This is a genomic window from Pelistega suis, from assembly GCF_013133795.1.
In the GTDB taxonomy this organism is placed as follows: Bacteria; Pseudomonadota; Gammaproteobacteria; order Burkholderiales; family Burkholderiaceae_B; genus Taylorella; species Taylorella suis.
On record NZ_JABGBN010000011.1, the window covers coordinates 22,635 to 40,352 of the forward strand.

18 protein-coding genes are annotated in these 17,718 nt (G+C 42.9%); 7 read left to right on the forward strand and 11 right to left on the reverse strand.

Annotated features, from left to right (window positions below):
• The first annotated feature begins 1 nt into the window (after position 1).
• Positions 2-1,858 (forward strand): protein-disulfide reductase DsbD, encoded by a 1,857-nt coding sequence (gene dsbD / locus HKX39_RS10185; protein WP_171681222.1) that lies wholly within the window; start codon positions 2-4, stop codon positions 1,856-1,858.
• A 36-nt stretch (positions 1,859-1,894) separates the two neighbouring features.
• Here the strand turns inward: dsbD and lipB are convergent, their stop codons facing one another.
• From lipB to HKX39_RS10205, 4 genes are read right to left on the reverse strand one after another with little or no spacing between them, the layout of a single operon-like run.
• Entirely contained in the window at positions 1,895-2,545 is a 651-nt protein-coding gene (lipB, locus tag HKX39_RS10190; protein ID WP_171681223.1) for a lipoyl(octanoyl) transferase LipB, read from the reverse strand.
• A 17-nt stretch (positions 2,546-2,562) separates the two neighbouring features.
• Entirely contained in the window at positions 2,563-2,874 is a 312-nt protein-coding gene (locus HKX39_RS10195) for a DUF493 family protein (protein ID WP_246226182.1), read from the reverse strand.
• A gap of 38 nt (positions 2,875-2,912) precedes the next feature.
• Positions 2,913-3,791: a D-amino acid aminotransferase gene (locus HKX39_RS10200; RefSeq protein ID WP_171681225.1), complete on the reverse strand. Its 879-nt coding sequence runs from the start codon at positions 3,789-3,791 to the stop codon at positions 2,913-2,915.
• A 12-nt stretch (positions 3,792-3,803) separates the two neighbouring features.
• Complete coding sequence (locus HKX39_RS10205; protein WP_171681226.1) at positions 3,804-5,078, reverse strand: D-alanyl-D-alanine carboxypeptidase family protein; 1,275 nt, start codon at positions 5,076-5,078, stop codon at positions 3,804-3,806.
• Between the two features lie 149 nt (positions 5,079-5,227).
• On the opposite strand from HKX39_RS10205, the gene HKX39_RS10210 reads away from it, so the two are divergent.
• A complete protein-coding gene (locus tag HKX39_RS10210; RefSeq protein WP_171681227.1) occupies positions 5,228-5,386 on the forward strand; it encodes a hypothetical protein in 159 nt (52 codons plus the stop codon).
• 3 nt (positions 5,387-5,389) lie between these two features.
• Positions 5,390-6,025, forward strand: a complete 636-nt coding sequence (locus HKX39_RS10215) for an alpha/beta hydrolase (RefSeq protein ID WP_171681228.1) — start codon at positions 5,390-5,392, stop codon at positions 6,023-6,025.
• Between the two features lie 8 nt (positions 6,026-6,033).
• Here HKX39_RS10215 and HKX39_RS10220 read toward each other — a convergent pair whose 3' ends face one another.
• Genes HKX39_RS10220 through HKX39_RS10240 form a run of 5 tightly spaced genes read right to left on the reverse strand, consistent with a single transcriptional unit; the run spans position 6,034 to position 10,775 of the window.
• A complete protein-coding gene (locus tag HKX39_RS10220) occupies positions 6,034-6,888 on the reverse strand; it encodes a type III pantothenate kinase (RefSeq protein WP_171681229.1) in 855 nt (284 codons plus the stop codon).
• Positions 6,885-7,763, reverse strand: coding sequence for a biotin--[acetyl-CoA-carboxylase] ligase (locus HKX39_RS10225; protein WP_171681230.1), 879 nt, complete (start codon positions 7,761-7,763; stop codon positions 6,885-6,887). The genes HKX39_RS10220 and HKX39_RS10225 overlap by 4 nt, the downstream gene beginning before the upstream one ends.
• A gap of 52 nt (positions 7,764-7,815) precedes the next feature.
• Complete coding sequence (locus HKX39_RS10230) at positions 7,816-9,141, reverse strand: 3-deoxy-D-manno-octulosonic acid transferase (protein WP_171681231.1); 1,326 nt, start codon at positions 9,139-9,141, stop codon at positions 7,816-7,818.
• Positions 9,138-10,091 (reverse strand): lipopolysaccharide heptosyltransferase I, encoded by a 954-nt coding sequence (waaC, locus tag HKX39_RS10235; protein WP_171681232.1) that lies wholly within the window; start codon positions 10,089-10,091, stop codon positions 9,138-9,140. Before waaC ends, HKX39_RS10230 begins: the two co-directional genes overlap by 4 nt.
• Positions 10,092-10,136: 45 nt before the next feature.
• Positions 10,137-10,775, reverse strand: coding sequence for a site-2 protease family protein (locus tag HKX39_RS10240; protein ID WP_171681239.1), 639 nt, complete (start codon positions 10,773-10,775; stop codon positions 10,137-10,139).
• Between the two features lie 193 nt (positions 10,776-10,968).
• On the opposite strand from HKX39_RS10240, the gene HKX39_RS10245 reads away from it, so the two are divergent.
• Complete coding sequence (locus tag HKX39_RS10245; protein ID WP_171681233.1) at positions 10,969-11,334, forward strand: glycine zipper family protein; 366 nt, start codon at positions 10,969-10,971, stop codon at positions 11,332-11,334.
• A gap of 69 nt (positions 11,335-11,403) precedes the next feature.
• On the opposite strand, the gene ypfJ is transcribed toward HKX39_RS10245, so the two are convergent.
• Positions 11,404-12,294 carry a KPN_02809 family neutral zinc metallopeptidase gene (gene ypfJ / locus HKX39_RS10250; protein ID WP_171681234.1) on the reverse strand — a complete coding sequence of 297 codons (891 nt, stop codon included), beginning with the start codon at positions 12,292-12,294 and terminating at the stop codon, positions 11,404-11,406.
• 82 nt (positions 12,295-12,376) lie between these two features.
• Entirely contained in the window at positions 12,377-13,177 is an 801-nt protein-coding gene (locus tag HKX39_RS10255; RefSeq protein WP_171681235.1) for a 3-hydroxybutyrate dehydrogenase, read from the reverse strand.
• Between the two features lie 167 nt (positions 13,178-13,344).
• Here HKX39_RS10255 and acs point away from each other — a divergent pair, with 167 nt between their 5' ends.
• The 3 genes from acs to HKX39_RS10270 all read left to right on the forward strand — a co-directional run bounded on the left by acs (position 13,345) and on the right by HKX39_RS10270 (position 17,491).
• Positions 13,345-15,306: an acetate--CoA ligase gene (acs, locus tag HKX39_RS10260; protein WP_171681236.1), complete on the forward strand. Its 1,962-nt coding sequence runs from the start codon at positions 13,345-13,347 to the stop codon at positions 15,304-15,306.
• Between the two features lie 167 nt (positions 15,307-15,473).
• Positions 15,474-16,448 (forward strand): DUF1852 domain-containing protein, encoded by a 975-nt coding sequence (locus HKX39_RS10265; RefSeq protein ID WP_343043452.1) that lies wholly within the window; start codon positions 15,474-15,476, stop codon positions 16,446-16,448.
• A gap of 17 nt (positions 16,449-16,465) precedes the next feature.
• Positions 16,466-17,491 (forward strand): methionine synthase, encoded by a 1,026-nt coding sequence (locus HKX39_RS10270; RefSeq protein ID WP_171681238.1) that lies wholly within the window; start codon positions 16,466-16,468, stop codon positions 17,489-17,491.
• The last annotated feature ends 227 nt before the right edge of the window (positions 17,492-17,718 follow it).

Consider the following 17,718-nt stretch of genomic DNA (forward strand, 5'->3'; position numbering starts at 1 on the left):
TATGGTGTCTCGTTTTTATCACTATTTTCTCATTGCTTTTGCAGTATTGCTTGCTCAGCCTAGCTTTGCCCAAGATGATTTTCTTGACCCAGAAAAAGCGTTTACTCTATCAGCACAAGTTGATGACTCACAAACTCTGCATATCGACTTTAGTATTGCGCCTGACTACTACATGTATCGTGAACGTTTTGAACTTAAAGCCATTGCGACCGATAATACCCATCGTACAATTCCTATCGAACAAGCGCAATTATCCAATGGCGTGGTTAAGTATGATCCTACTTTCGATAAAGACATGGAGGTCTATCACCATCAGGCCTTATTGGCACTACCTTTAAATAAGTTAGACAACCATGGTCAAGCGTTCACCCTAGAAGTAACAGCACAAGGCTGTGCAGATGCCGGGTTATGTTATCCCCCCATGTTTTACTACATACCACTCACGCCAACAAGTACAGGGTATGAAATCTCTCTTCCTAAACTGGATACAGGGGCGAGTCGTATCGCCTATCATGAAGCGACAATACTTGATAATGATACGGCAACCATAACCAACAGCTCATCATTTGACCTATTAAATGCTGGGGATACCGATATTGCACATTGGCTTAATCAAGCCAACCTTTGGCAAATGTTGATGATTGCCTTTGTACTCGGTTTAGCACTATCATTTACCCCTTGTGTACTACCGATGTTGCCTATCCTACTTTCTTTAATTGTAGGTACGCAAACTCATGCAACTACTCGTTTTCAAAATCTACGCCTCACGCTCTTTTATGTGCTAGGAACCTCTATCGTCTATACCATCTTAGGCGTTATTGCAGCCTCTATTGGTGCAGCATTGGCTAACTGGATTCAAAACCCTTGGGTTCTCGGTCTTTTTGCACTCTTTTTAGTGCTTTTTGGTATTGCCATGTTGGGGGCTTACAATCTACAAGTTCCTGCGAGCATTCAAACCAAACTCAATCATTTTGTAAATAAATTACCCGCAGGTAAAAATGGAGGAGCCTTATTAATGGGCATGCTCTCTGCGCTTATCTGCGGCCCTTGTGTTGCTGCACCTTTAGCAGGGATACTGCTCTTTATTTCTCAGACAGGGGATATCACAACAGGGGGCTTAATTTTATTTGTCTTAGCATGGGGACAAGGGGCTTCTTTAATTTTATTAGGGTCAAGTTCTGGCGCTCTTTTACCCCGTGCAGGGATGTGGATGAATACGGTTAAACAAGTTTGTGGCTTGTTGTTATTTGCTGCTGCACTTTGGATGGTATCCCCTCTACTCCCTCCATGGCTACCGATGGTTTTATGGGCAGCCTTAGCACTCGCATTTGCCTATATTATTGGGACATTTAGAAACTACCAATCCCGCTCTTTTGTAAACATTCTTTTAAAGCTACTCGGTGGGTTGGCCGTAGCATGGGCGATTATGCTTTGCATCGGTTTAGCCATGGGATCGCGTAGCGTCCTACATCCTTTAAAAGTCAGTAGTAGCAGTGACCATGTTCAGTTTACTCGCATCAGCGCTTTGGATGAATTAAAAGGTATTCTTGCTAAAACGGATAAACCTGTCTTATTAGACTTCTATGCAGATTGGTGTATCTCTTGCCTAGAAATGGAAAAATTCACCTTTACCGATACCCATGTCCAAAGTCTAATGAATCAAATGCAGTTACTACAAGTCGATGTGACTAAAAACACCGCACAAGACCGTGAATTACTCAAAGCGTTTAAACTCTTTGGGCCTCCGGGTATTATCTTCTTTGACAAAAAAGGACAAGAGAATCGTACTATCCGTGTCATTGGTTTCCAAAATGCGGAACGCTTTAGTCAAAACTTAGAAAAGGTCTTAAACAATTAAGTGTAATACTAAGATAAGTTTAAAAAATAGGGGTGGTTATGCAATGGCTTGATGCTGCTCAATCAAATGAATCAATCGAGCACTTAAGGAATCCGCCACCGCTTGCCACTCTGCATTAACGCCTAGGCTAAACATATCAATAGTTTGCAAACCTGCATAACCACAAGGATTAATCCCATAAAACGGGCTTAAATCCATATTAACATTTAACGATAGTCCGTGATAGGTACAGCCATTACTCACTTTAACCCCTAACGCCGCTATTTTGGCTAAATCAAGCGGCATGCCCTGTGCTTGATAAGGCACATATACGCCCGGGGCACCCTCCTTACGCTGAGCATGCCTTATGCCAAATTCTGCTAATGTTTGGATAATGGCTTCTTCAAGAAGATTCACATAGTCGCGAACAAATAATTGTACACGGTGAAGATTAATCAGGGGATAGAGAACAATTTGCCCCGGACCGTGATAAGTCACTTGCCCACCCCGATTACTACGAATAATAGGGATATTTTTTGGGTTTAAAATATGCTCTGGCTTACCCGCTTGCCCCAGCGTATAAACAGGGGCATGCTCTACCTGCCAAAGTTCATCCTCAGTCTCGGTGGTACGGTTAGCCGTAAACGCTCGCATTGCATCAAACGTTGCTTGATAATCTGCTAAACCGTCCAGCCTTTTAATTTGCATAATGCGCCGTTACGCTCTTATAGGACAACTTTAACTAACTCATGTGCATGCAAGGTACGATAAATCGTATCCAACTGCTCACGAGAAGTAGCACGCACCGTGAGTGTCAAACCAGTATAGTTACCCTTAGCACTAGGACGCACCTCAATGGTTTCTCTTTGAAACTCAGGGTCATGTAGCAACACCAACTCGACTAACGCATCAATCAGTTCTGGATGGGATTGAGCCATCACTTTAATAGGAAAATCTGATGGATATTCAATCAACGATTCTTCTGGTGGGATTTCTTTTAAACCAAAAGGATTATTTGGATCGACTGCTTCACGCAAACGAGCCAATTGCTCAGCACTTAATGTTTTTTCTGTACTCATAATGCAGCTAACACCTCATCGTATGCTTGTCGTAATTTTTTGAATACAGGTCCTGGTACACCAGCACCCACAGGCTTATGGTCATAAGTAGTGATAGCAACTACTTCACGCATAGCAGCAGTCAGTAATAACTCTTCTGCCGTATCGACTTCTTCTTTGGTAATATCACGCTCTTCAAAAGGCACGCCAGTCTTTTTCGCCAAGTCTTCTAATAAGCTATAACGCACACCTTCTAAAATACGATTATCACGCTTGGGTGCTAATAACGTACCATTTTTAACGACCCAGATATTGGCTGAGGCACCCTCAGTCATCAGACCGTCGCGGAACTGAATAACATCCTGTACACCATTGGCTACGGCATATTGTTTTGCTAACACATTGCCCAATAGTGAAATAGACTTCACATCACAATGCAACCAACGCTCATCAAGGAAGCTTAAGGCTTTAATCCCTACAGTACGCTCTTGTTCTGTTAAGCGTTTAAAAGGTGAGGTCATGGCAAAAATTGTCGGTGTCACTGGTGGATTAGGGAAAGGATGATCACGTTTTGCCACACCACGGGTTACTTGTAGATAAACATAGTTATCTTCCCATGGCGACTGCTCAATCATGCTGCGCATAAGATTTTCCCAGAAAGCAGCGTCTTTACCTGTTTGAATACCAATCTTATCCAGACTACGCATTAAACGTGCTACGTGTTCTTTCAAACGGAAAGGCTTACGGTTATATCCCGGCACAACCTCATAAATACCGTCACCAAAGATAAACCCGCGATCCAGCACAGAGATTTTTGCCTCGCTTAATGGTAAATATTCACCGTTTAAATAGACGGTACTGTCCTGGGTAATCCCTTGAATCAAAAAATCTGTCATATTACTTCTCAATTAAAATAAGCGAGCAACTTTATCCCACATACGTCCAAAGAAACCTGCTTGTGGAATATCTTCTAGTGCAACTAGAGTATCTTGTTTGATAATCTGTCCATTAAGCACAAACTGTACAGAACCTACTGGATCCCCCTTAGCGATTGGGGCAACTAATTCACGATTTAATTGTGTCAGCATTTGCACATTTTGTTCTTGACCACGAGGGACAGTGACTGCTACACCGTTCTGTGAACCTAAATTCACCGTTTTAGCTGCCCCCTCATAGACACGAGGTGTGACTACTGCTTGACCTGTACGCGCAACAACTTGGTTACTAAAGTTTTGATATGACCAATCTAATAATTGTTGACTAAACTGCTCTCTCTCACGCATTGTCTTGGTACCCATCACAATTGAAAGGACACGACGACCATCACGTACAGAAGTAGAGATTAAACAATAACCTGCATCGTCCGTATGCCCTGTTTTTAAGCCGTCTACACCAATATTACGAGCTAATAAGCCATTACGATTAGGTTGACGAATCTTATTATACGTAAACTCTTGTTGGCTAAAATAATGATAGTAACTCGGGTGATCCTTAATCACATGCTGGGCGAGAATCGATAAGTCACGTACCGTAGTATATGTGTTTGGTGAAGGTAATCCCGTGGGGTCAGCAAAGCTAGAGTTTGCCATACCAAATGCTTGCGCTTCTTTATTCATCTGATCAACAAAGACCTCAACACTACCTGCTACCGCCTCAGCTAATTGAATAGTCGCATCATTACCAGATTGTACAATCATCCCTTGTAGCAAATCGCTCACTTTGACGGACTTATTCGGCTCAATGAAGGTACGCGACCCCCCCGTACGCCACGCACGCTCTGACACTGTCACCTCTTGGTCGAGACCCAAGCGTTGTGCATCTAATGCAGAAAATACTAAGCTTGCTGTTAATAATTTAGTCAAAGAAGCTGGCGCTAAACGCTCATCTGCATTATGTTGCGCAATAATCTGACCACTCTCTAAATCCATCACCATCCATGCTCTTGCCTCAATAGTAGGAGCAATCACATTAGCAAAGCTCTGTACCGTCGGTGTTTGAGGTGTCGTGACAAAAATATTCGACGAAAGGGCTGGACTAACAGGCGCTGCTACGGTCGAGGCACTAACACCAGAAGGATTAGCCGCTACCACTGGTTCAGCCGAGTCTTTACCGCTATAAGCAATATAAGCACCACCAGCAACCACCGCAGTCGCTATTAAAATAAGAGGGAGTTTACGAGACATAACAACCTAGCAAAGAAAATAAATCAAAAGTTTCTTAACATTATAAGATTCTAATGAATGAAGAAACAGCGTAATTAAACATATTTTACAAACTGTATAGCTTTTTTCGGTTACAGTATAATTCTCATTCATTCTTAGATTGTTTTATCGTGTTTAAACTGCTTTTTAGCCTGATTCTCATTAATGTTTTATTATTTGGTTTAGGTGCGGGTTGGTTTGGTTTTATCCCTAGCGAAACGCAAATCGGGGCTCAAGTCAAAACACCTACCGAATTCCGACCACAGGCGATTATTTTCTCCAAAGAGTAATCTATGCGTACAGAACAAACCATTTTCAAAGGTCTTAGCGGCAATATTGAGTGTGCCATTGATTTTCCTGATGATGAGCCACGTGGGTGGGCATTATGCCTCCACCCTCACCCTCTTTTCGATGGAACCAACACCAATAAAGTCGTCACAACACTAGCGCGCACCTGCGTACAAAATGGTTATGTTGCATTACGCCCCAATTTCCGTGGCGTAGGTCTCTCTGAAGGCAGTTTTGACAATGCAAAAGGTGAAACAGCCGATATGTTAGTGCTGATTGAGCAGTTTCTCCAACAATACCCTCAATTCCAAGGGCAGTCGTGGGTACTCGGAGGATTTTCTTTTGGCACCGCTGTGGCAGCTCAACTCTATGCCGAACTTCATGATCGACAAGCCTCTTTACCAACGCAACTCATTCTATTGGGGCCAGGTGTATGGCGCTTTGCTTATCGGGAAGTGACATTACCAGAAAATACACTATTAGTACACGGCGAAAAAGATGATGTTATCCCACTAGCTGATGCCTATGTTTGGCTAAAAGACCGACAATTACCTATCACCGTCATTCCTGACTCAGGGCATTTTTTTCATGGGAAATTAGTTATCTTAAAAAATATTCTCAATAAGTTTTTAACACGTTAACACAGCGTTTAACTCTTTAATAAAACTTGATGAATCCCGTCTAAAACAGGGGTTTCTAATTCAATCAGCTTTAATGGAGGCAACTGGAGTGGCTCAGCCCATTCTTGATAAGCTTGTTGAATTTCAGCCAAAACCCCTTTTCTTGCTCCACCACTCACCAATAGACTCGGCACTCGTTGATAGTCACGATAAAACTTCTGTACTTGACGCATCACGGCACCTGCCTGTGCAATAGCAATACCCGCTTCAATAGCGGCATAAGTGGCCTTTGGAAAAGCAATAGCAGGGGTATGAGGCAATCGCACTTCTGGTAACTGAGCCGTCCCTTGGAAAAGACTGCGTTGCATTAACTGTACACCCGGTAAAATCACCCCGCCCACATAGTCTTGCGCAATCACCGCATCAATCGTTGTCGCCGTACCAAAGCTGATATATAAAAAAGCTGAATACCCAGATACTTGCGCTAAAGCATGCGTATAAGCACCTAAAACACCATACCAACGATCTTTCCCTATTTGATCTAAGGCATAATGATTCTGTAAACCCAAATGACTCTGCATCACCGCCAACCACGTAATCGGAGAAGCCGTATCCACCACATGCCCCACAACCGCTTCACAATGTTTCTGTATAGCCTCTCCAGCCACAGAAACACCATAGACATGCACTAATTGACCAAATCGTTGTTGATAGTCTTGCAAGACCACACCCAATTGATCGATATCATCATTGGCAATGGAAGTCTCTGCAAGGATTTGCTCTTGGAACGATAGCTCAGGATGAAATAACGATACCGCCCGACACTTTAAGCGAGTATTGCCACTATCCAACAATAAGATATATCCAAGACCTCTATCAATCACAAGGCTTCCCCACTAGGACGAATCGTAATATCCCCGGTTAATAAAGGCAATAACTGCCCATTACGCATTTCCAGTAGTAAATGCGCCTTATCATCTAGACCTTTAGCGACACCACTCATCACAAACTTATCATCTTGCCATACATCGACGGGTTTATTATAAAGAGCATCTAAACATTGATGACGTGCCACAAACGGTGCAAAGCCTTCTCTTTCATACAGTGCAAACGCATCATTCCATGCCTTGGCAATACGTGCGACTAATAAAGCCATAGATTGATTTAATAACTGCTCATCCGTGTGCATATCTTGTAAAACAGAGGTCCAATCCGCTACCTTACGCCCTAATGACGCACTTAACTCTTTGGCATGGAGTAAGTTCATCCCCATGCCCACTACCACCACTCGATGCTGATCGCTTTGACGTGCCAAACTGGGTCGGACCGTTTCTACTAATAAGCCTGATAATTTCGCATCACCATATTGAATATCATTGGGCCATTTCATTTGTAAACGTGAGGAAAATTTCTCTCCAACCGTTTTACGCAACTCCTCACATGCCACAATCCCTGCAATCGGTGCAAGCATAGGTAGTTTATTGTCACTTAAAAAGACATCATAAGCACAAGAAAACATTAATGTGCCACCCACCTCTCCTGCCCATTTTCGTCCTAACCGTCCCTTACCTGATGTTTGAAAATGTGCCCCTAGCAAAGCTGGGCGGAAACTTTCTTCCTCAACACTCTTGGCTGCTTGCAGCAAAAATACATTGGTTGAATTGACCTGACTTTTCCATTCAACAAACGCAAACTCTGGCAAACTCTGGCGCAGGCTTGACTGCATTAAATCAGGACTAGATAAAAATGATGAGGTCATAAAAGCTCTTTAATTCAATTTTTTATACTATCAACAATTAGCCGACCATCCGCTATACTAAATATGGCTGAATCATCTTATACAGCCGTTGGCTAACACCTTGATGCAATCTCAACCAACGCTGACCTGCTTTACCCATTTCAGAACGCTGAGCTTCATCCTGTAGCAATTGTTGCGCCAGTATTAAAGCACTCTGTGCATTCTCGGTACGACGTGCCGCTCCCTCAATCAGGGCATCTTCAACTGATTTCTCAAAATTCTCTGTATGTGGACCGACAATAACGGGAACACCCACTGCACATGCTTCGATATGGTTTTGCCCACCAAACTCACCAAAACTACCCGCCACAATCGCGATATCAGCTAAACCATAATAAAAAAACATTTCACCCAACGAATCACCCAACAAGACATCAGCCTGTTTGATTTGCTCATCACTAGGGTTAGCCGAGCGACGCACATAGCGTAATTTTGACTTTTGTAACAACCCCTCAACTTGTGCAAATCGTTGGGGATGGCGAGGCACAATAACATACAAAGGTGCTTTTGTTTCTGGCTTTTCTGTCAGTATGGTTTGAATAAACTCTTGCTCTTCACCCTCGCGTGTGCTCGCAATAACAACAACCTGTCGATCCAAATTATTTCTCAACATCTCACCTAACTGAACCTGCTGTTGTGAAATATTTAAATCGAACTTTAAATTACCTATCACCCAAGGTTTAGCAATACCAATTTCCTCAAAGCGTGCTGCATCATGGTGTGTTTGAGCAAGAATAAGATCTAAATCCTTATAGGCCTTTTGTAGCACACCACCAATCATCTTAACTTGTTTGGCAGAGCTTTCCGATAATCTTGCACTGACTAATAACATCGGTATTTTATGCTGAGTAGCTGCCAATACCATATTGGGCCAAACCTCACGCTCAATTAAAATACCGCAACGTGGTTGCCAATGATTTAAAAAACCCTCAACCGCCTCAGGAAAATCATAAGGAAACCACGCTTGCACTAAACGTCCTTCCCCAATGTCCTCAGAGAACTGTCGTACACCTTGCGCCCTTGCCGTCGCTGTTGTATGCGTCAATAACACATAATGTCCGTGATCTAAAAGTTGTCGAATAAATGGCTGAGCTGCTCGTGTTTCCCCGAGACTAACAGCATGCACCCAGATAGGGTTTTTAAACCCCACATCCCCGATACTATCTTGCTCATCAAACTCAACCATATCCGTCGATGCTTGTTTGCTTTCATAGATGCCAAATCTTTCTGGGCCTCGAATATCCCAATCTCCACCCGCTTTTTTCGCTTTTCTTTCAAGCAATCTCAATGCAAACGGTTTACTTAAGCGTAATAGTAAGGTATAGAAAAATTGATTCATGCGGATAAAGCCTGCTCTAATTTATTCAATACAATATCACGAGAGGGGGGCACGCCTCTATCACCTAAACTAGCCGTAAACCCAGCCCCTACTAGAGGGGTACGCACAGGGGTGGAAGCAGAGTAAATACCAATCGTAGGGCGACCTAATGCCGCTGATAAATGCGTGAGACCACTATCTAACCCAACCATAATTTTAGCTGGGGCAAGAACCTTTGCCACCTCAGTCAGACTCATTCTTGGCAATACTTCCGCATTAGGGTAATTCGCAATTAATGCACGAGCACGTTCTGCTTCTCGCTCATTACCTGCTAATAATTTTAGACGTAATCCCTCTGCTGTTAAGCGGTCAAATACCGCATGCCAATCAGCCTCTGGCCATAATTTATCATCTCGACTGGCTGAAGGCATAATGACGGCATAAGGTTGAATTTCTACACCTTCAGTAAACTGTTGTAACCCAAAATCAGGGACACCTTCATAAGTATAATGAAAGGCTAAACTCGCCAATAAGCGCTGACGCGTTACGGCTGGCTGCCAAAACTCTACTTTATGCTTCACATCATAAAACAATGAGGCAAGTGGCTCACGTGCCGACTTCCAGTCCAAACCATGACGTTCACCCTTAGTCTGACGCACTACCCAAACTGACTTCATTAAAGCCTGCATATCAAGAACAACATCATACTGAGTTTGTGAAATATCTTGCTTAAATTCTCGACGCGCCTGACGTGCCTCTTTGGACCACCACGCCTTACGCCACTTACGATGTGCGATAGGAATGACTTTATTTACCGCAGGGTGCCAACTAGGTATTTCTTTAAAAACATCTTCTACCACCCAGTCAATCTGTGCATCAGGGACGTGCTTTGCAATATCAGAAATCGCAGGCAACATAAAAATGAGATCCCCTAATGAAGAAGAGCGTACGATTAATATTTTTGTGCTCATTCGTATTCCAAAACGATAATTTTAATGCTGTCTATTTTACTGAAATTAAAGACCAACTAAACGCAAAATAAACCTTGCGACACCAATAACCCATTCAGAGAGAAACGTATCTAAACCGCCGATTAACAATAGGCCCAATACAATAAACATACCATAAGGTTCAAGACGAGCAAGGGTGAGCGATGCCTTAATAGGCAAGAGACCAATCAAAATACGCCCCCCATCTAGCGGAGGAATAGGCAACAAATTAAACAGCATTAAGATGACGTTTAATTTGACTCCCATTAATGCCATTGTAATTAATACATCGGAGTCTATCCCTAAACTACCATAGACACTCAATAACACCGCCCATAACAAAGCCATCACCAAATTGGCAGCAGGCCCTGCTGCGGCCACATAAATCATATCGCGTTTGGGATGACGTAAATTACCAATAGCAACAGGAACGGGTTTTGCCCAACCAAATACAAAAGGAGAACTCAATAAAATTAATAATCCCGGTAAGGCCAAGGTTCCAATAGGATCAATATGCTTTGTTGGGTTTAGGCTAATCCGTCCCAAAACATAGGCGGTATTATCACCAAAATAACGGGCAGCATAACCATGCGCCGCCTCATGCAATGTGATAGCAAATAGTAGCGGAGGCACATAGACGCTAATATAAAAAAGAATTTGATCGATCATATTGTCCTTGATACCGAAAAATCTATAACAACGCGTTTGAGAAACTCAATGAAATCAACACTGCAATTTCTTACAAAACTACATTAAAAATTCACACTTTTAACAAACTTAACAAAAAATGATTGTACAGCAATAAAAATTAGTCTCACAATGGGCGCATATATTCACCAACTTCTCACAGGAATCAAATATGAAGTTAATGAACTACACCATGGCGGCTATTGTTTTTGCTAGCACACTCTCTGCTTGTACTAGCTACCGCCCAATTGTTGATACAAAAGGGCAAGACATGACTCGCTATGAACAAGACCTAAAAGAATGCCAAGACCTCGCCAGTCAAGTCAGCGCGACAGGTAATGCCGCTATTGGTGCTGGTATTAGCGCTGCTCTTGGGGCGGCTATCGGTGCTATCGCCGGCAATAGTGCTAGCGCTGCTGTTGGTGCAGGTATTGGTGCCGTTTCTGGAGGTACAGCAGGTGGTTTAAACGGCGCTGATAAACAAAAAAGCGTTATTCAGCAATGTTTAGCTGGGCGCGGTTATAGAGTACTCGGCTAATTCCAGCCTCACAGTCAGCGCATAAAAAATGGTCGGATTTCACAAGCCGACCATTTTTTATGGATATCTTTAGCTACGCGAAGGATCACATTGATGAATATTGCCACTCTTCATACCACGCGTAAACCATGCGACACGCTGTGCCGATGAGCCATGTGTAAATGAGTCAGGCACCGCATATCCTTGCTGACTCTTTTGAATACGATCATCACCCACCGCTTCCGCTGCTTCCATAGCCTCTTCAATATCACCAGATTCAATAACATTACCGGCTTTCACTAACTCATAGGCCCACAAACCTGCAAAGCAATCGGCTTGTAACTCAGAAACGACTGAAATTTGATTCGCTTGACGAGGATTCGCTTGCTTAGCACGTTGATATTGGTCTAATAGACCTAAGCGTTGCTGCACATGATGACCCACCTCATGCGCAATCACATAGCCTTGTGCAAAATCACCATTTACCCCTAAACGACGACCGGTATCACGGAAAAAAGATAAATCAATATAGATTTTTTCGTCCGCAGGGCAATAAAAAGGCCCCATTTGCGCTTGACCTACACCACAAGCACTACGTGTCGCACCCGTATATAACACTAACTTAGGCTGAGGATATTGTCCCCAACCATTTTGGGCATAAATACGCTCCCAGACTGTTTCGGTAGTTTTTAATACTTTAGAAATAAAAACACCCTCTGCATCCGTCATTTCCTGACCTGTCGTACCTGAGGTGCTATACCCTGAAGAGCTTGTTGCAGAGCCCCCTGTTACAGAGCTAAGAATATCACCACCACCTAGGATGGTTAGAGGGTTCACACCGAGGAAATACCATGCCGCCAAGGCAATAACAACCGTACCTAAACCAATCTTACGACCGCCACCACCAAATGAGCCACCGCCACGAGAAGAACCTCGTCTATCTTCGATATTCCGACTCTGTTTCCAGTCATCTAAACGCATGATAATCCTTTTAAATATTGCTAATTTCTGCTATTTTAAGCGACTATCATGCGAATAAAAAGCGACTTTTCAATTGTTGAGTTTATTGGATATGCCAACCATGACTCACTACAATCGATTGACCTGTTAAAGCTTTATTAGGGAATGCTGCCAAGAATAAGGCTGTCTGCGCAATATCCTCTGTTGTTGTAAATTCACCATCAACCGTATCGCCTAACATCACTTTTTTCACGACTTCTTCTTCACTAATATTGAGCTCTTTCGCTTGTTCCGCAATTTGTTTCTCTACTAATGGCGTTTTGACAAACCCCGGACAAATAACATGCGAACGAACATTATGTGGCGCACCTTCTTTGGCCAATACACGTGCAAGACCTAATAAGCCATGTTTGGCAGTGACATAAGGGGCTTTTAATTTAGACGCTAAATGTGAATGCACCGAACCCATGTAAATCACCACACCACCTTTATTGTCCTTGTACATATACTCAAGCGCTGCTTTTGTTGTCAAGAACGCCCCATCTAAGTGAATAGCTAACATTTTTTTCCACTTCGCAAATTCAAACTTATGGATGGGATCAATAATTTGTACACCTGCATTTGAGACTAAAATATCAATCGTACCAAACTCGGCTACTAAGGCGGCAACGCCCTTGTTCACCTGCTCTTCATCGGTTACATCCATCGCCAGACCAATCGCCTGACCACCCGCTGCACGAATTTGTTCTGCTACCGCATTTGCCCCCTCAATATTGAGGTCTGCAATACCTACTGCAGCACCCGCTTTAGCGTAAGTTTCGGCGATTTCTTTGCCTAAACCACTCGCCGCCCCTGTCACTAAAGCGACTTTACCTTTTAATGATGTTTGAAGTTCTGTTGCCATTTACGTTTCTCCTAAAGTACTTCTTGGAAATCATTGCCCTATATGATACTGCTTTCAGCCTAAAAAGTACGCTACAGCGACAATATAAGCGTAATTCCGCATTTACCCCTTACTTAAAATCAATCACAATAAAAACCATTGTTGTACCGCTTAAACAGGAAGGAAGTATGTCTGCTATTGAATCCGTACTCAAAGAAAATCGTCTATTTACCCCTAGTGACAGCTTTGTCAAACAGGCTAATATTACCCTTGAGCAATACCATGCGCTCTGCGAAAAAGCCGCGACCGATTACGAGGGATTTTGGCGAGATTTAGCCAATCAGTACATTAGCTGGCACACCTCTTTCACGCAAGTCCTAGATGAATCCCAAGCACCTTTTTATCGCTGGTTTGCTGACGGTGAGCTAAATGTGTCCTATAACTGTCTAGATCGTCATTTAGCGGATAAAAGCGATAAAACCGCCTTAATTTTTGAACGAGATGACGGCACTAGTGAGCATATTAGTTATCGCCAACTCTACGAACGTGTTTGTACATTTGCCAATGCTTTAAAAGCCCAAGGCGTGACTAAGGGTGACCGTGTCATTATCTATATGCCTATGGTGGCAGAAGCTGTCATTGCAATGCAGGCTTGCGCTCGTATTGGTGCTATTCACTCGGTGGTCTTTGGCGGATTCTCGGCAGGTGCTGTGAAAGATCGCATTAAAGACGCTAACGCCAAACTCATTATTACGGCAAATGAAAGTATTCGTGGCGGTAAACGCACCCCTCTTAAAGCTACTGTTGATGAAGCCCTCTCTGAGGGTGACTGTCCTTCTGTTGAAAAAGTTATCGTACTACAACGCACCGAGACAGCCGTTAGCTGGACAGCGCATCGAGATATTTGGTGGCATGATGCCATTGCTAATCAAGCCAATACCTGCGAGCCTACCGTAATGAATGCTGAGGATCCTCTTTTTATCCTCTATACTTCAGGGTCTACTGGTAAACCCAAAGGGGTTGAACATCATACAGCAGGCTATCTATTGGGGGCTATCGTATCCATGCATTGGGTCTTTGACTACAAACCCAATGATATCTACTGGTGTACCGCCGATGTCGGCTGGATTACAGGGCATACCTATATCTGCTATGGTCCTCTTGCGGTTGGTGCTACCCAAGTGATTTTTGAAGGCGTGCCGACCTATCCTGATGCGTCTCGCTTTTGGCAAATGATTGAAAAACATCGTGTCACGACTTTCTATACAGCACCCACAGCCATTCGTTCACTCATTAAGCTTGGTGCCGATTTACCAGAGAAATTCGATTTATCCTCATTACGCTTATTAGGTTCTGTAGGAGAGCCTATCAATCCCGAAGCGTGGATGTGGTACTACGAAAAAGTCGGACGCTCTCGTTGCCCTATCGTTGATACATGGTGGCAGACAGAAACGGGGTCCAATATGATTGCCCCCTTACCAGGCGCATTCCCGATTAAACCGGGCTCTTGCACCTTACCATTACCTGGCATTATGGTTGATATTGTCGATGAAACAGGTAAATCCGTTCCTGCCGAACAAGGAGGCTCCTTAGTAATCCGACGACCATTCCCGTCTTTATTACGTACCGTCTACAACGATGACAAGCGCTTTGTCTCAGCATATTTCCCTGAGGAATTTAACCATCAACTCTACCTTGCGGGTGACTCTGCCACACGAGATGCACAAGGCTACATTCGTATTATGGGACGTATTGACGATGTACTCAATGTCTCTGGTCATCGACTCGGCACAATGGAAATTGAGTCCGCACTCGTTGCTCATCCACTCGTCGCAGAAGCTGCCGTCGTAGGTAGACCTCATGATATTAAAGGCGAAGCCGTCGTGGCATTTGTGATGCTAAAAGGCGAACGTCCGACAGGTGAAGAAGCAACAAAAGTGGCTGCTGAACTCAAGGCTTGGGTGGCCAAAGAGATCGGTAAAATTGCCCAACCAGATGATATCCGCTTTGGCGAAAACTTGCCCAAAACGCGCTCTGGCAAAATTATGCGTCGCTTATTGCGCTCATTAGCCAAAGGCGAAGAAGTCACCCAAGATATTTCTACCTTAGAAAATCCTCATGTCATGGAGCAATTAAGCCAAAGTACATAAAGATTTTTCAATGATTAATATGAATATCTTTCATGTTTTTTTGAAAAAACATCATTTTACTTCATAAAAATAGTCTATTACACTATGCTTCAATGATAAAAATATACTCAGTATGGCGATACTCATCACCGTATCACCATACTGAGCTTTTAAAAAGGAAGAATAACGTGTTTAATGAGTTACTATTTAAAATCAAACGTATCCCGTTTGATGAACACTATCATCCCTCAGATAGCACTCGTCTTACCACCAATTTTGCTAACTTGGCACGTGGTGAAAACCGACAACAAAATCTGCGTAAAGCCCTTGAGATGATCAATAATCGCTTTAATAGCCTTGCGGACTGGGATAATCCCACTGGCAAGCGCTATGCCGTCGAATTGGAAATCATTTCTGTCGATATCGATATTGAAAAAAATAATAATGATTTTCCAATCATTGAAGTACTTAAAACAAGCGTATTAGATACCCTACACAATAAGCGTTATGAAGGCATTGTAGGCAATAATTTCTCGTCTTATGTCAGAGACTACGACTTTAGCGTGTTGCTATTAGAGCATAACAAAAACAAAACAGATTTCTCTTTACCCGAGGCCTATGGAGAATTACACGGCAAGCTTTTCAAAGCCTTTTTAAACTCAACTGCCTATAAAGACAACTTTAGCAAACAACCTGTCATTTGCCTAAGTGTCTCAAGTAATAAAGTCTATAAACGCACGCAAAATATTCACCCTATCCTAGGTGTGGAATATCAGCAAGACACATACTCTTTAACGGATGACTACTTTGCTAAAATGGGTCTACAAGTACGCTACTTTATGCCAAAACAGAGTGTTGCACCACTTGCCTTTTATTTTTCGGGAGATCTATTAAACGATTATTCCAATTTAGAGCTCATCGCTACCATTAGCACCATGGAAAGTTTCCAAAAAATCTACCGCCCAGAGATTTATAACGCCAATACAGTGGCTGGTTCTATCTATCAACCAAGCTTGAGTAATCAAGACTATTCATCTGCACAGGTAGATTATGATCGAGTAGAACGTTCTCAATTAGCCGTTAAACAAGGTAAATTTGCTGAAACTCATTTTATTAAACCCTATCAAACCATTCTCAATCAGTGGGTTGCTCATTCACTTTAAATTTAAAAGGTTTTATCATGTCAAAGTTATTCCCTACATCAACAGCAGGTAGTTTACCCAAACCATCGTGGTTGGCTGAGCCAGAAAAACTCTGGTCACCTTGGAAATTAGAGGGCGAAGAGCTCCTCAATGCTAAGAAAGATGCCTTATTACTATCTTTAAAAGAGCAAGAAGCGGCAGGTATTGATATTATTAGTGATGGCGAGCAGACGCGTCAGCACTTTGTGACGACCTTTATCGAACACTTAAGCGGTGTCGATTTTGAAAAACGTCAAACCGTGCGTATCCGTAACCGTTACGATGCCAGCGTCCCAACGGTATATGATGCCGTCGCTCGTACTAAGCCTGTATTTGTCGAGGACGCGAAATTTCTTCGCAAACACACCAAACAAGCAATCAAATGGGCATTACCCGGCCCCATGACCATGATTGATACCCTTTATGACGCACATTATAAAAGCCGAGAAAAACTTGCTTGGGAATTTGCCAAGATTCTCAATGAAGAGGCTAAAGAATTAGAAGCGGCTGGTGTAGATATTATTCAATTTGACGAACCGGCATTTAATGTTTTCTTCGATGAAGTGAATGATTGGGGTATTGCAGCATTAGAGCGAGCGATTGAAGGTTTAAAATGCGAAACAGCCGTACATATTTGCTATGGCTATGGTATTAAAGCCAATACCGACTGGAAAAAAACACTAGGCTCAGAATGGCGTCAATACGAAGAGTCATTCCCAAAACTCCAACAATCCAAGATTGATATTATCTCATTGGAATGCCATAACTCTCACGTGCCAATTGATTTAATCGAACTTATTCGCGGCAAAAAGGTCATGGTCGGTGCTATTGACGTAGCAAACCATACCGTAGAAACCCCTGAAGAAGTGGCTAACACATTACGAAAAGCCTTAAAATTTGTCGATGCGGATAAACTTTATCCATGCACGAACTGTGGTATGGCTCCTCTCCCTCGTGATGTCGCTCGTGGTAAACTACATGCATTAAGCGCAGGTGCTGAGATTATTCGTAAAGAATTAGCATAAACCTACGCTCAATTAAAGCAGCTGACCCGTCAATGGATTGATTTCTTGACGGGTTTTCTTACAGAATAGTTTAAACCCATAGCACTATTGATTACTCCCTTAACAATCTTCTGCATAAAACAATAATTAGTCTCACCCTTCATCTATTGGTGAGCGAGGTTGTAAATCTATGCCTCCACGTCCCAAAAACCTTAGAATTCTATTTTTCAGCTTCTTTTGTTCCCTCG

Excerpts from the sequence above, each read along its gene's own strand:
- ypfJ (WP_171681234.1), bottom strand. The coding sequence starts at position 12,294 with ATGCGTTTAGATGACTGGAAACAGAGTCGGAATATCGAAGATAGACGA.
- acs (WP_171681236.1), top strand. The coding sequence starts at position 13,345 with ATGTCTGCTATTGAATCCGTACTCAAAGAAAATCGTCTATTTACCCCT.
- HKX39_RS10215 (WP_171681228.1), top strand. The coding sequence starts at position 5,390 with ATGCGTACAGAACAAACCATTTTCAAAGGTCTTAGCGGCAATATTGAG.
- HKX39_RS10230 (WP_171681231.1), bottom strand. The coding sequence starts at position 9,141 with ATGAATCAATTTTTCTATACCTTACTATTACGCTTAAGTAAACCGTTT.
- HKX39_RS10255 (WP_171681235.1), bottom strand. The coding sequence starts at position 13,177 with ATGGCAACAGAACTTCAAACATCATTAAAAGGTAAAGTCGCTTTAGTG.
- HKX39_RS10205 (WP_171681226.1), bottom strand. The coding sequence starts at position 5,078 with ATGTCTCGTAAACTCCCTCTTATTTTAATAGCGACTGCGGTGGTTGCT.
- lipB (WP_171681223.1), bottom strand. The coding sequence starts at position 2,545 with ATGCAAATTAAAAGGCTGGACGGTTTAGCAGATTATCAAGCAACGTTT.
- dsbD (WP_171681222.1), top strand. The coding sequence starts at position 2 with ATGGTGTCTCGTTTTTATCACTATTTTCTCATTGCTTTTGCAGTATTG.
- HKX39_RS10200 (WP_171681225.1), bottom strand. The coding sequence starts at position 3,791 with ATGACAGATTTTTTGATTCAAGGGATTACCCAGGACAGTACCGTCTAT.
- HKX39_RS10270 (WP_171681238.1), top strand. The coding sequence starts at position 16,466 with ATGTCAAAGTTATTCCCTACATCAACAGCAGGTAGTTTACCCAAACCA.
- HKX39_RS10245 (WP_171681233.1), top strand. The coding sequence starts at position 10,969 with ATGAAGTTAATGAACTACACCATGGCGGCTATTGTTTTTGCTAGCACA.
- waaC (WP_171681232.1), bottom strand. The coding sequence starts at position 10,091 with ATGAGCACAAAAATATTAATCGTACGCTCTTCTTCATTAGGGGATCTC.
- HKX39_RS10225 (WP_171681230.1), bottom strand. The coding sequence starts at position 7,763 with ATGACCTCATCATTTTTATCTAGTCCTGATTTAATGCAGTCAAGCCTG.